Origin of the sequence: Paraglaciecola sp. MB-3u-78, from assembly GCF_002835935.1 — a bacterium.
Taxonomy (GTDB): domain Bacteria; phylum Pseudomonadota; class Gammaproteobacteria; order Enterobacterales; family Alteromonadaceae; genus Paraglaciecola.
Window position 1 is genome coordinate 32,162 of sequence record NZ_PJCF01000010.1, and the last position, 13,399, is coordinate 45,560.

Annotated in this window: 9 protein-coding genes and 2 pseudogenes; 6 read left to right on the plus strand and 5 right to left on the minus strand. The window is 40.3% G+C overall.

What is annotated here, in order from left to right; genetic code table 11:
- Positions 1 to 359: 359 nt before the first annotated feature.
- The 3 genes and pseudogenes from CXF95_RS21800 to pyrC all read left to right on the plus strand — a co-directional run.
- Positions 360 to 803 (plus strand): annotated as a pseudogene (locus CXF95_RS21800) (IS21 family transposase); the annotation flags it as partial.
- A gap of 651 nt (positions 804 to 1,454) precedes the next feature.
- Positions 1,455 to 3,083: a 3-(methylthio)propionyl-CoA ligase gene (locus tag CXF95_RS21805; protein ID WP_101200673.1), complete on the plus strand. Its 1,629-nt coding sequence runs from the start codon at positions 1,455 to 1,457 to the stop codon at positions 3,081 to 3,083.
- Between the two features lie 186 nt (positions 3,084 to 3,269).
- Positions 3,270 to 4,073: pseudogene (pyrC, locus tag CXF95_RS21810) on the plus strand (dihydroorotase); the annotation flags it as partial.
- Positions 4,074 to 4,321: 248 nt separating this feature from the next.
- On the opposite strand, the gene CXF95_RS21815 reads toward pyrC, so the two are convergent.
- Complete coding sequence (locus CXF95_RS21815) at positions 4,322 to 4,474, minus strand: DUF4113 domain-containing protein (protein ID WP_369809339.1); 153 nt, start codon at positions 4,472 to 4,474, stop codon at positions 4,322 to 4,324.
- A 199-nt stretch (positions 4,475 to 4,673) separates the two neighbouring features.
- Positions 4,674 to 5,288: a hypothetical protein gene (locus CXF95_RS21820; protein ID WP_101200675.1), complete on the minus strand. Its 615-nt coding sequence runs from the start codon at positions 5,286 to 5,288 to the stop codon at positions 4,674 to 4,676.
- A 362-nt stretch (positions 5,289 to 5,650) separates the two neighbouring features.
- Here CXF95_RS21820 and CXF95_RS21825 point away from each other — a divergent pair, with 362 nt between their 5' ends.
- A complete protein-coding gene (locus tag CXF95_RS21825) occupies positions 5,651 to 6,619 on the plus strand; it encodes a tyrosine-type recombinase/integrase (RefSeq protein ID WP_101200676.1) in 969 nt (322 codons plus the stop codon).
- Between the two features lie 330 nt (positions 6,620 to 6,949).
- Here CXF95_RS21825 and CXF95_RS21830 read toward each other — a convergent pair whose 3' ends face one another.
- Together CXF95_RS21830 and CXF95_RS21835 are read right to left on the minus strand one after the other, a co-directional pair.
- On the minus strand, positions 6,950 to 7,177 hold the full coding sequence (locus tag CXF95_RS21830) for a hypothetical protein (protein WP_101200677.1): 228 nt from the start codon (positions 7,175 to 7,177) through the stop codon (positions 6,950 to 6,952).
- Between the two features lie 595 nt (positions 7,178 to 7,772).
- Positions 7,773 to 8,384, minus strand: a complete 612-nt coding sequence (locus CXF95_RS21835; RefSeq protein ID WP_101200678.1) for a hypothetical protein — start codon at positions 8,382 to 8,384, stop codon at positions 7,773 to 7,775.
- Positions 8,385 to 10,424: 2,040 nt separating this feature from the next.
- Here CXF95_RS21835 and CXF95_RS21845 point away from each other — a divergent pair.
- Positions 10,425 to 11,219, plus strand: coding sequence for an SDR family oxidoreductase (locus tag CXF95_RS21845; RefSeq protein WP_101200680.1), 795 nt, complete (start codon positions 10,425 to 10,427; stop codon positions 11,217 to 11,219).
- A gap of 90 nt (positions 11,220 to 11,309) precedes the next feature.
- Positions 11,310 to 12,281: an NAD(P)-dependent oxidoreductase gene (locus CXF95_RS21850; RefSeq protein ID WP_198556667.1), complete on the plus strand. Its 972-nt coding sequence runs from the start codon at positions 11,310 to 11,312 to the stop codon at positions 12,279 to 12,281.
- A 9-nt stretch (positions 12,282 to 12,290) separates the two neighbouring features.
- Here the strand turns inward: CXF95_RS21850 and CXF95_RS21855 are convergent, their stop codons facing one another.
- Positions 12,291 to 13,316 (minus strand): AraC family transcriptional regulator, encoded by a 1,026-nt coding sequence (locus CXF95_RS21855; RefSeq protein ID WP_198556668.1) that lies wholly within the window; start codon positions 13,314 to 13,316, stop codon positions 12,291 to 12,293.
- Between the last annotated feature and the right edge of the window lie 83 nt (positions 13,317 to 13,399).

The following is a 13,399-nucleotide window of genomic DNA, read 5'->3' on the forward strand; positions in this document are numbered from 1 at the left end:
ATCAGGGCTTTACGGCAATTTTTAAAAATAGCGAAAAACCCGTTATGTTCTAAACTTTACTTTGCTCCCAAAACCGCCACTTACCTCCTATGTGTCTATGTAAATACTCATAAGTGCAACTCATTATTATGATAAAAGTACACAAACCTAAAACCAGTTTTCTCTTTCTGCATATTTACATCCAACCAGATCACTCAATAACATCGAAGCCGATCACTTTTGGGGTAAATGTTATTCAGTGACCGGCTTAATGTTGTTGCCCAACTTTTACTCTTTTTTGTCTGTCCAATAGGTGTTTTTAACCGTTATTCTTTTCATTTTTGATGGTGAGAATAACTATGCCAATGGCACCTATTTAAATGTGTAAGTCAAAAGAGATTTTAAGACTCAAATACGGCTGTTTGCTCAGCCATCGAAAAATAGCCAAAAGCTTATCTGTTTCAGCGTCAATTGTGTCTATTTATGCCATTCGTGCCACCTCTCTTGGGATCACTAGCTGGCCGCTTGATTAAAAATGGAGTGATGAGACGCTTCAACGAGCACTCCTCAAAACCAAAACCAAACCTAAGAGTAAGGGTTACATCATCCCCAATTGGTCTGTCGTCCAGCAAGAGTTGAGGCCGAAAACGATGACATTGCAGTTATTGTGGGAAGAATATGGTGAGCGGTATCCAGAAGGTTTTTACAGCTAAAACCACTTCTTTTGTCTATATAAAACATGGCTAAAATGTCAAAAACCATCCATGCGTCAAAACCATAAAGCAGGTGAAAAACTGTTTGTTGATTATTGTGGACCCACCATGAAAAAAACAAAAGGGGTCAAAAAGAAAAGGGGTCAAGTTGCTTGCTTCACAATACTCTTGATCAATTCCTCGAATAGGCTAAAAGACCTGCGGGGTCGTTGAAAATCGATAGGGTCAGTGAAATTGATTGACCAGAAGTTCAACGGCGGCTTATGGCACAAAGTTCTCCTTCAAGTTTAACGCTCGACTGTCTGCTATTAGGCTCATTGGAGCCATTCGCTGAGCGTCGCAAATGTGCCATAAGCAATCGAGTAGCTTGGCTTATGGCTTGCGAACTACAAGACTCAAAATCGATGGGTTCTAGTAGCTAGGAAAAAGATTAAATTTACACAAATAAATTTAATTGTGAGTAGGCTTTGCTTCGGATTTTGAGTACTTTCATTTCGAACATAGAAGCCCTTAATTAATTTTGGTACAAAATCTCAAAACAACCTAAAGCAGAATTTATCATAATTGTTAAATAGGTTTATTTTCAATATATGTTAATTAGAAAGCCTCTGCCTAGAGGTTGTTATTGAATCAAAATAAAAAATACAATAATATTTCTTCAACTCATACACTTAGGATTTTCAGGATCATTCTACTATTCATAAAGAATGGCTGGAAGTATAACCATATCCTACAAATCAAAAATTTTAATGGAGCTATACCATGTTAGGTTTAATGCAAGATCGCCCCTTACTTATTTCTCAAATGATTGAGCATGCAGCTCTGAACCATGCTGATGCAGAAATCGTTTCCAGATCGGTTGAAGGTCCGATTCATCGTTATACCTATAAGGACTGTGCAGTTCGATGTCGTAGATTAGCGAATGCGCTGACTAAACTGGGCACAGAACAGGGTGATACTATTGGAACGCTGGCCTGGAATGGCTACCGTCACCTTGAACTCTATTTCGGTGTGGCTTCGATGGGTTCTATCTGCCATACGCTTAATCCCAGACTTTCTCAAGAACAACTCGTTTATATTATTAACCATGCCGAAGATAAATTCTTTTTTACGGATCTGACATTTGTACCATTGCTGGAAGCTGTGGCAGATAAACTGCCAACCGTTAAGCAGTTCATTATCATGACCGACCGAGCTCACATGCCTAAGACTAAACTAGCCAACGTGCTCTGTTATGAAGAGCTGTTGGATGCTGAGAATGACGATTATAAATGGCCGCTTTTCGATGAAAACACAGCCTGTTCGCTTTGCTACACATCCGGCACAACGGGTAATCCCAAAGGGGTGCTTTTCAGCCATCGTTCAACTACTTTGCACAGTTACGCTTCCTGTATGCCGGATGCACTGGGACTTTCTTCTATGGACGTCATGTTACCTGTGGTACCAATGTTTCATGCCAATGCCTGGGGGATTCCCTATGCAGCTGCCATGTGCGGTACCAAGCTAGTGATGCCAGGCTGTGCCATGGATGGTGAATCGATTTATGAACTGATGGAAAGCGAAAAGGTGAACCTCTCTGCTGGGGTTCCAACTGTCTGGATGATGTTGCTTGGCTATCTCAAACAGAATAATAAGACATTTTCCACTATGAAGGCGACCATTATTGGTGGTTCCGCTGTGTCCCGTTCCATGATTGAAACCTTCCGTAACGACTATGGTGTTGATGTGCTCCATGCCTGGGGTATGACAGAAACCAGCCCCTTGGGAACCGCCTGTCGTATGAAATTCAAACACAAGAACCTTTCCAATGATGAGTTGAACAGCCTTAATCTAAAGCAGGGCCGTGCTGTCTACGGTGTTGAAATGAAGATTGTGGATGACAAAGGCGAACAACTGCCATGGGATGGTGTTAAGTCCGGCAACCTGCTGGTTCGGGGACCCTGGATTTGTTCAGGTTACTTCAAGGATGAAGGAGGACAAGTGGTTGATGCAGATGGTTGGATGGATACAGGTGACGTGGCAAATATCGATCCTGACGGTTTTATGCAGATTACGGATCGTTCCAAAGATGTGATTAAATCAGGTGGTGAGTGGATATCTTCAATTGATGTGGAGAACGAAGCGGTCGGTTGTAAAGGCATTGCAGAAGCAGCTGTTATTGCGATCCCTGATCCAAAATGGGACGAGCGTCCTTTGGTGATTGCGGTGAAGGAAGCAGGCTCCGATGTCACCATGGAACAGGTGATTGCGCACCTGGCGAAAACCCTGGCGAAATGGCAGCTACCCGATGATGTAATATTTGTTGAGGAACTTCCCCATGGCGCTACAGGGAAACTACAAAAGAACATACTTCGAGAGACATACAAGGATTACAAGCCGTCTGTCCCATAGGCACTTCTCACAAAGGAAGAGTAATGAATCTTTTTGTTGTTGATCTAGACTCGCAGTGAAGCGTGCTCAAAAGCATATTCTTATCAAATAGTAATTACAGGTTCCCATAACCTTGTTATCAGTGGGTAATAGCGAGGGCAATCACTAGTTTAATACAACTGTCTATGAGCCTAACAAGATGAAAAAATTACAATAACACACCCTGATGATTGGCATCCTCATGTTCGAGACAATGAATATTTAGTCGATGTTGTTCCACATACAACCGCTACCTTTTCTCGCGTTATTATTATGCCAAATCTAAAGCCGCCGGTAACCTCCGTAGCGCAAGCGCTTTGTTACCGAGATCGTATTTTAGCAGCGAGTCCTAATAAGAGTTTTGATCCACTGATGACTTTGTATTTAACCAATAATACCTCTGCTGATGATATTATTGCTGCTCACAATAACGAACATGTCTATGCAGTTAAATATTATCCCGCTGGTGCAACAACTAATTCTGATGCTGGCGTAACTGATATTAAAAATACTTATCCTGCTTTAGAAAAAATGCAACAATTGGGTATACCCTTATTAGTTCATGGTGAAGTAACCGATCAAAGCATTGATCTATTTGATCGTGAAGAAGTTTTTATTGAAACTGTTTTAAGGCCTTTAATAGAAGACTTCCCAAAACTAAAAGTTGTTTTAGAACATATCACAACAAAACAAGCTGCTGAGTTTGTTGCTAAAACAGGTGATAATATTGCAGCCACTATTACTGCACACCATTTATTATTTAATCGTAATCAGATGTTTAAAGGCGGTTTGAATCCACATTATTATTGTTTACCCATATTAAAACGTGAAACACATCGTGAAGCATTAATCGCAGCGGCAATCAGCGGTAATAAAAAATTCTTTTTAGGCACAGACAGTACACCACACACTCAAGATAATAAAGAATCCACATGTGGATGTGCTGGAATATATTCTGCTCATGCCGCAATTTAACTTTAGAGTATAGGTAAAATAAAACGTTATTTTTCATAAAATCAAAATACATGATGCCTCATATTTTCCATATTTACCTCTCTTTTATATCCTTGAGGGAGTGAAAGTCGGCAATTTCTCCTCTATTACTCAACTGTTTTAACAAAATTTAAAATAAGAAATAAGCGCCTCCCACCGTCCGGTTTTAGGCTCATTACAGACAGTCATCATTGACGCGATTTACACTTAAAATGTAAGCTTAAGAGCTAACAAATTATCTTTGGGATATCCCTCAACTTTGTTGTGTATTGCGAGGACAAAAAAGCTCGTCGCATAGCAAACTTTTGCTCAAACCCTTTCGCTGCGATATGCACTGTTGAACGACCATACCGGGCGTTTATTGAATCCATACAGGTCATCAGTATAGTGTTGTCATTCGAGTCAAAACTTGGTTGTATATTCTAACTTCAGCAGAAGAAGATGATACAAGGCGTCACGCCAAAGAAATGCTGAATGATGCATTTGGAAAGTATTATGGCGAGACTCATCACAATAAATAGGCTAAAAGAAAGGCATAGATGAAAAGGGGGGTAATCGTATTCAGGTCACGGAAATGGATTACAACCCTTTTAATCTATCCAAATGTTCATTAGCCGCCTCTTGAATAGCAGCACTGGTTCTCTTTTTGGCATGCATGGCTTTACACGCTAAAAAACCCATTTTAAAAGCATCTTCGATTAATGAAAGCATATATTGAAACGTCGAAGCTCTGAACCTGAGCTTCGCTCTTAATAGTTGCCCTTTATCATGTACATCAATGCCTGTAGGCATTTTTAGTTCTGCAACATGCTCTTTTGCTGTTTGTATTTCCCACTCAGGATCCATTAAATATTCCAGGATCAGATCATAGTTTTCATTACCTAGTCTCGCTTTATCCGCTATAGCCTTTAGACGCTGTAGCGTCTCATCCTTAATGGTTAATGTCGTAGTATTATGTTTGGCGCTATATTTATATTTACGAAATCGACCGCTTAATCTTCTGTGAGCATCGGGAGTGAGGGCAGACTTTAACGTCTTCATCGCTTGTTTCGGAAATTGACCACTGTATGGAGGTATTGCGCCACCATCTGACAAGATATCGTCTATTTTAATGTATTTTTCGACTAAGCCGTCAGTGACAAAACGCACCCAATATTGGTCTGGTTGTGCTTCTTTACTCGTGCTTTTTGCCATCTCTGTGATGCCTGTAATGTTGAGGTAATAATAGTCGATATAAAAATATTACTACATTGTCTATTAAAATACAGTTATTTGTTACCTGTAACATTTATTCACATCACAAAGCGCATCCGTTCCCTTTATTATTTATGTTACAGATAACAATATGAAAGATCCAAATTCGGGACAAAATACCTAAGTTTATGTAGGCTCACGCATTTATTGTTACCGGTAACAATTTAATATAATAAAAATAGCATCACCTTACCCCACATAGAATATTTGTTACAGGTAACGTTTTTTGTTGACCGGCGCACTCCCCTGCTCTATTATTCCAGATAAGTGTAATTATCTAGAATAATAGAAATGGCGATAAAATGACTGACTTGATGAACGTGAGCAACATTTCTGATGAAACTGTACGATCACAAGTGTTAGCTAATCTCGAAGAATTCAAACACGACCTATTGGACGACATGGCCAGTAATACCAAACGGGCCTACTTAAGTGATTTTGAACATTACTTATCTTTTTGTTTAAAACACGGGTTAGTGAGTATGAGTGATGATTGGCGAGTGACGAAAGACACCATCAAAACATACTTTGTTTCACTCATGGTATCAGAGCTTAAAAACGCATCAATTAAACGCAAACTCAGTTCAATTAAATTTTTTATCGGTATTGCAGAACTACCGGATCCGTTTAAACACTCCAAGCTATTACGTGATTTTATAACAAACAAACTCAAAAAAAAGCCAGCAGCGCAAACACAGGCAAATCCTATTACTGCAGAGGTTTTAGTGGCGCTCAATGAGACATTTAACCCCCACTCACTGTTGGATACACGCAATAAACTGCTGGTTAATCTTGCTTTTGACAGCTTGTTTCGGGCATCGAATTTGGCGGAGATTGAAGTGGCACACATCGATAGAGAGCATGGATCTGTGTTTGCTTCATATTCAAAGACAGACCAGGAAGGACAAGGGAGTTATGGCTACATATCGCCTAGAACCATTATATTGCTTGACGAGTGGTTAAACGCATCGGGGATCACAGAAGGGTTTATTTTTAGAACGCTATCACCGAAACAAACCGTACAACAAAAAACTATGGGTTATCAAGCTATCTACAAGACGTTTAAAAACTTTGGTGGTGCTAGGTATTTAGATAACAAAATAAGTTACAGCTGCCATTCAACAAGGGTTGGTGCAACCGTCAGTATGACAGAACAAAATAGACCGTTAATAAAAATCATCCAAGCGGGTAATTGGAAGTCCGAAAGAATGGCTATTCGGTATGGGCAGCGCACCAATGTTGCCAAAGGAGGAATGGTTGACATTATTTGATAGAGCGCAGCTATTTTCCTTTTAGAATGACAAAGGCTTCTATCGACTGGACCGAACCATAATAAATTCGACGATAACATTTGAAGAAATCCATAAAAAAAATTATCAAGTGGCGAGAAATTCACGGTAGTTATGAAAATAATTGAGTATTTAATTGCTCTTATATGGATTGGACAAACTAAGGACAAAAATTATAATTTGATTGGAGGTCATTCTCTGCATTTGTATAATATTCAAAGAAGTAGCGAGGGGATCTGAACTATGCCAGAAAGAAAGCTTGTTAATTCAATTGTTTATTGAATTAAGTAATTGGAAATTACTGCAAATCACTTAGCGATTGCTCAAAGTAATCAAAGAAACTAAGCGCTGTTTAAGGGTTGGTTTATGCTTTTCATCTATTTCAGTTGATGCCCTAGTGAAACAAAAGCTGCTTGTAATCTCTATGGGGAGTTTAATTTTCTTATCAGGGTCAGGAACTAACTCTCCATCTATCAGACGGGTTGGAACTAAATATCTTTGACCATCAATTTCAATAATGTCGTCGCCTGATTGGTTCATACTTTTGCCTTGTTGAAATTAGGTTTTATGGGGTCTGCATGGGCTTTAAAGCTGACACTAAGTGATGTCGATTTTCTGCTTCACTTATACGGTCTCAAATTCCTCTGTAGCAGACCTCGGTAATAGTGATTTGGCACTATAAGTTGCTGGCCATTAATAGTTGGCCACTACAGTCTATAAAAATCAATCGTTCGAAAATACGCAATACGAAATAGCCAGGCTTTAAAGCTATTAATTGGGGGCTGTTCGTTTTGCTTGACCGTTACTTCTGTGCCGCCTCGATACGATGGCAGGCTCTTAAAAACCGACACAAAAAAACTCTTGCATGAGGTCTTTGCTATCGTCAGGGTTGCCCGTTATGCGAAGCGAATAGTTAAAAAGCGGTTTTATACCCTTTTTCGCTTTTTGAACAAGCTGTTCATCAGTACGAGTAAACAAAGTTAATTTCCCTAATATTGGTCCTGCTTATACAGTCGGTACTAGGCGAAAAATAGTTGTAAACTACGTAGACAAAAGTACAACGCAAGGCAATGGCACTATCGGAGAATAAACGTTCTTCAAGATCACAAATAGATTTAGCGGAGTGGCGCACTTTCTACTTGTTGTGCAGCCGGTAAACTAAGTATGCCGATTCAGCGGTTTTAATGGCGACACCGGCTATTGCAGCAGCCGGCTGAATTTGCCTGATATCAGGGAAAAACGGCGCGAACACGTCGATGGCTTGAACAATGGCTTTGCCAGTAGAGAGCGAGGCCTGTACGTTGTTTATCCTGTTTTTATCTGTCCACGCGTCTATGGCACCATAGGTTGATACAATGAACTCCAAGGACTGAATAGGTTGATTCATTTCTTCAGGAAAATACTGCTTAATTAGGGACGCACTGTTTGACGCTAGCGACAGGTAGGCATTGCGAATTTCTTTATCGGACGCTTTGTTAACTGCAGCGCCGTAGCTTAAAGAACTGGATGTAAAAGGGTTGTTTTTACTTTGATTTGCTAAATACTGTGTATAGTTTTGCGGCAAACCGGTAATTGGTGAGGTTCTAAATATAACGTTGCTTACGCTTTGCTGATTACCCGTTAACAATACCTCAGCATCAAGTTCCTCGGTCCACGCTATGTCGTGGCTGCCTGACGTCAGGCTTTCAATGTCGGCTTCAGACTCTGGTTTAACTTTCACAACTCTGAGCGTGGATTTATTATTCATTTTGGCACCTACTGTTGAACCAAATACCAGCCAGCGTTGAGGTGACTAGGCATTTACTTTACATGAGTAAGCGAACTGCAGGGCGCTTTTTTTCAGATTATCAGGATATTCTGTGCTTGGAAAACGCTTTCAGCAAACAGAGGGGCGAATTACAAAAGAACTTGGAATGTGGTGGCATTCTTCTTTGCTTCATCAGCTTTAATAGTTACTGAGTCGCCTACGTCTCGCATAATCATCTTGGAAAGACAAATATACCGGTACTCATAATCAAGGTCACGTCATCAAAATAGGAAGAAACTTGATTGCTACCATCTACTTCTATTCTTTTGGCTTGAACACTAAGCAGCAAGTTTTTAGGCATGGTGATTGAAACATTTCCTTTATAAGTAAAGAAGGACTCACATTGCCTGATAGCTGACGTAAGCAATTTGTAGATTTTTGCGATATTGATCGACAAGAAAGTGCCAATACCCACCATTCGGAGTCACTTCAGTTAAACTGATTTTCGCGATAAATTGTCAGTCTAGTTCGCAGCCCAAATAGACAGCTAACGACCTATAGCGGACTTAAGAGAATTCAAGCTATCAGACTATATTGAGCGAAGAATCATCATACGATTAATCAAACTTGACTGACGGCAATGAGCAAATTCCGGTCATACGACTGAAATGAATCGCGACTGGCAAGTGAAGGTTCATCACAACCGTTGAATAGTATTGGTTAGCGCCAAAAATTGCCTGATAGCTGATATAAGCGATATCAATTTTTAACTTATCTGAAAATTTCGTAAATTGGCGACAAATCTATTCTTTAAATCCCCCGACTGCGGCATTTAGAATAACGCCATTATGTAGACAACTAACGGCAAGCAGCCTGCATATCGGAAAGCCCAACCCTGCCTTTTGGGCGCCTTGTTGAAGGAAGGCTGTTTGACTACTTTTTGTGTCGGGTATCGTCAATGAGGCTAACGCTACGCCCTAACCAACGCCACTTCTAGGGTACTGAATTAACTTCACCTTTCTTGTTAACCACTTGGGTTAATAGAGGCAGCGATAACCTTTTTCGGGCTTTGCAGTAGGCGGCTGTGTTTGCACTGGTATTGTTCACGAATTGTGCCTGAATGAGCATGTCGTTTACGGCTTTACTGCACGATCTATCTTCATTTAAGGTTTGTGCGAGAAAAATAGACAGTGTTTTAGTTGGCGTATAAATCCGCTCACGATGGTTATTGGGTAGGTTGTTTTCAATCGTTAAGGCTGGCTCATCTTGAGAGAGTAAGGCTAAAAAGTCGACTGCATGAGTATTATTGGCTAAATAATGGATCTTCTTCTGTTGGGAAAGGTGAATATGGGAGATAATGGACGTGAAGGCAGAGTACTTTGTGGCTGTTTTTGTGGTGAAAATATTCTACAACGGTTTCTGCCATTTTTTAGTATTGTCTTTTAATTTAACTGACTGTTATTAAATAATTATTTTATTAAATTAGTGCCATTCTGTTCTGCTTCCCCTTATTCATAACCCCCTTTATTCAAAAATCACTGAGTTTATACAAACACCCATTTAAATATCGAGTCAATTAGAGTGATGAGATGGACGTTCCCTCCCTAATACGGCGTCAATGCGCCAAAATAGAATTTCCAACAAGACTATTTAGATAGGGAACGTCCATATGTGTCTATGTAAATTAAAAATATAGTTGCTTAAGTGTATCGGTCAAGGGTGAGTCTTAAGCAATATGAAATTAGCCAGTAACAGATGATTATAGAAAGAACATGGCAAAAATAATGAAAATTCTACTTTAGTTACTAGCCTTGAAAACATGATCCCACGTTGCTAAGTCATCGAATTACACCTCTGAATATTTAGTATTCAACCATAGGTCTTCAGGAGGGTCTTTGTTGTTGACGCACATGGTGAGTATTTTGTCGTATCAGGACACTGTGACTGAGACCGCTTTGTATTATAAAGCGTTTGTTGTCGACTACTTTACAGTTGGAAATACTTTCAACAATTGGGATCGTTAAAAAATGGCGGAATATAATGAATAAAAAAATGGCATTGGTAACAGGGGCATCAGACGGAATTGGTCTTGAGTTTTGCAAAATTCTGGCGGAACGGGGACACAATCTTATTCTGGTTGCCCGCCGTGAGCAAAAGTTGCAGGATGTTGCCCGTGACCTCAGTGAACACTACAAAGTAGACTGCATTGTGATGACTGCTGATTTATCAGAGCCACAAGCTGCTCAGAAGCTTTTTCAGAGGGTAAAGAGTAACCAACTGAACGTCAATTTTCTGGTGAATAATGCGGGTCTATTGGCCAATGGTTCATTTACTGATCTGGATCTGAGCACTCAAGAAAATATGTTAATGGTGAACGTATTAGCCCTCACTTCATTAACCCATTTATTCGCTACTGATATGGCTTCTAGAGGTGGCGGACATATTCTCAATCTCGCTTCTTTGGCTGCATGGACAGCTATTCCTAATCAGAACGTCTATGCAGCCAGCAAAGCTTATGTCCTGTCTTTCAGTCATGCTTTTGCCGATGAAATGATGGTGGCAGGCACAGGAGTTGTCGTTACAGCTTTGTGTCCAGGCTATACCGCCACGAAAATGTTGTCCAATCCTGACCAGGGAGGCCTACTCAAAATTCCCAAGGCTGTCATATCATCACCACAATCAGTAGCGGAAAAAGGGATAAATGGATGCTTGGCTGGTAAAACAACAATTATCCCCGGCTTGTCTAATCAGATGACGGCCTATGTTTCCCAACTATTTTCAAAAATGATGGTTACCCGATTGATGGGGAAAATGTATAGAAAAAATATGACCTAAAAGGAGTTGTCCAGAACAAACTCAAATTATTCAAACGTAATCAATGTCGGGTATGTAACAGGCTATAGTCAGTATGATAGGAGGTATATTATGAAACAATCGAAAATAAGCATTTTGATAACCGGAGCTAATGGTTTTATTGGCAAAGCGTTGATGGATTATTACAAAAAAAATGGAGTTTCAGTCGTCGGAGTGGATTTGCAGGGTAACGGTGACGATGTTCATCAGGCGGATATTGCCAACCCTGAAACATTTGCTGAATTATTAGAAAACTGCAGTGTCGTTATCCATACGGCAGCCTTGGTCTCTAACGCCATGAGCGATGTGGATATGTGGAGGGTTAATGTACTGGCCACATCTAAACTGATAAATGCTGCACAGATGCATCAGGTAAAGCGATTTGTGCAAATATCATCAATCGTTGCTTTTGGAAACAAAGCCAAAGGAGAGTTAAATGAGGATTATCCAGTTCATGCCGATGGGGGGAGCTATGTTTTAACAAAACTGGCTTCTGAGCATACCGTACTGGCAGCACAAACTCAGGGCAATATTGAGGTGGTCATTATTCGCCCTGGGGATGTTTATGGTCCTGGCAGTCGGCCTTGGATTATATTACCTTTGGAGATGCTCAAGAAAAATCAGTTTATGCTACCCGCGATGGGAAAAGGTTACTTTCGACCGCTCTATATCGATGATCTTATAAGGGGTATTGCTCTGGCGGCATCTAGTGATAAAGTCGCCGGTCAAATATTGATCTTATCTTGCAAAGGTTATGTCACGACAAAAGAGTTTTTTAAACATCACTGTAGTTGGCTGGGTAATAAAGGACCGATGACGGTTCCAACATCTGTTGCTTTAGTTCTTTCTTATATCGTTACTGGGATCAGTAAACTATTTGGTAAGGCAAATGAGGCTTCGCCAGCGAGTATTTATCAGCTAAATACTCAGAGTTGGTTTTCTATAGATAAAGCGGAACGACTACTGGGCTGGAAGCCTGAAGTTACCTTAACCGAGGGCATGAAACGTAGCCGTGAATGGGCTGAAAAACACGGCTATTTATAACACCTCAGGTTAGCGATATGAACCGGGAGTTCGCCCGGTCCATAACTTGAAGCCTCGGTGAAAAGAGCGTATTTCCATATAGCCCAGTTCATCTGCAATCGTTTCCACAGTTAACTCTGTATGCTCAAGATAATGCAGAGCCAATTCCAGTCGTAACTCATTTAAGACTTCTTTATAACTTAATCCTTCCTCTTTTAGTTTCCTTTGCAAGGTACGGTTGCTCATACCCAGTTGACGAGCAATGGTTTCACTACTAGGCGTTCGTTGTCTCAAAATCAGAATTAATATGTTTTTAACCTGAACAGATACTGGCTGATACTTGTCAATAATTGCCATTGCCTGGGTAGCGTGCTCAAGTAAAGTCTGTAGCAATTGTTCATTGGCCTGAGGTAATATTTCATCCAGAACCTCCTCTTTAAATACAATACAACTCAAGGGTTTATTGAAACAGACTTCACAACCAAAAATTTCTTTATACTCATTTAACAAGCACTCGTCTTGTGGGGGGCTGTGTGCAAACCAGATACTGTGACTACAGTTTATTCCCAGATAATGGCGACCATAGGTATGCCACGAACCCAAAACATGTTCCACCTCGTGTCGTTTTGCCTGAGGGTCAGAAAAAGTACAGAGCCAACTTTGATAAATATAACCATTATCATCAGTGATTGAGGTCTGTCCCATATCCCCTACAATTTTTTCAAAAATAGGGATTTTTGCCTGGATTTTGCGCAGCGTCGAGCAGTTCATTGCAATATAACCCAAAACGCTATACGAAGAAGGTTCAACATATTTTGCTGCATGCAGCCCAAAACAGGGGTCGCCACTTTCAATGATCAGCAATCTGATTAACTTTTCCATCGCAGAATTGGAAAAATGTTTGTTATTGTCTTGGAGTATTTCTGCATCAATGCCAGCAAGTTTTAACAAACTATAACAATCAATGCCGCAGTCTTCTGCGGCTTTCAAGTAAGGTTTGAGTGCGGGGACAGAAGCGAGTCCGAACCTGTCATTTTTTGAACTCTCTATATTCAAGCTAATCAAGCTCCCAGAGTTGTTGGCGTAAACGGTGAATATATTGTCGTGTCACGACACTGATTTTGATGCACGTTATGTTT

Coding starts and splice junctions, on each gene's coding strand:
- CXF95_RS21805 (WP_101200673.1), top strand. CDS start 1,455: ATGTTAGGTTTAATGCAAGATCGCCCCTTACTTATTTCTCAAATGATT.
- CXF95_RS21815 (WP_369809339.1), bottom strand. CDS start 4,474: ATGACCTGTATGGATTCAATAAACGCCCGGTATGGTCGTTCAACAGTG.
- CXF95_RS21820 (WP_101200675.1), bottom strand. CDS start 5,288: ATGGCAAAAAGCACGAGTAAAGAAGCACAACCAGACCAATATTGGGTG.
- CXF95_RS21825 (WP_101200676.1), top strand. CDS start 5,651: ATGACTGACTTGATGAACGTGAGCAACATTTCTGATGAAACTGTACGA.
- CXF95_RS21830 (WP_101200677.1), bottom strand. CDS start 7,177: ATGAACCAATCAGGCGACGACATTATTGAAATTGATGGTCAAAGATAT.
- CXF95_RS21835 (WP_101200678.1), bottom strand. CDS start 8,384: ATGAATAATAAATCCACGCTCAGAGTTGTGAAAGTTAAACCAGAGTCT.
- CXF95_RS21845 (WP_101200680.1), top strand. CDS start 10,425: ATGAATAAAAAAATGGCATTGGTAACAGGGGCATCAGACGGAATTGGT.
- CXF95_RS21850 (WP_198556667.1), top strand. CDS start 11,310: ATGAAACAATCGAAAATAAGCATTTTGATAACCGGAGCTAATGGTTTT.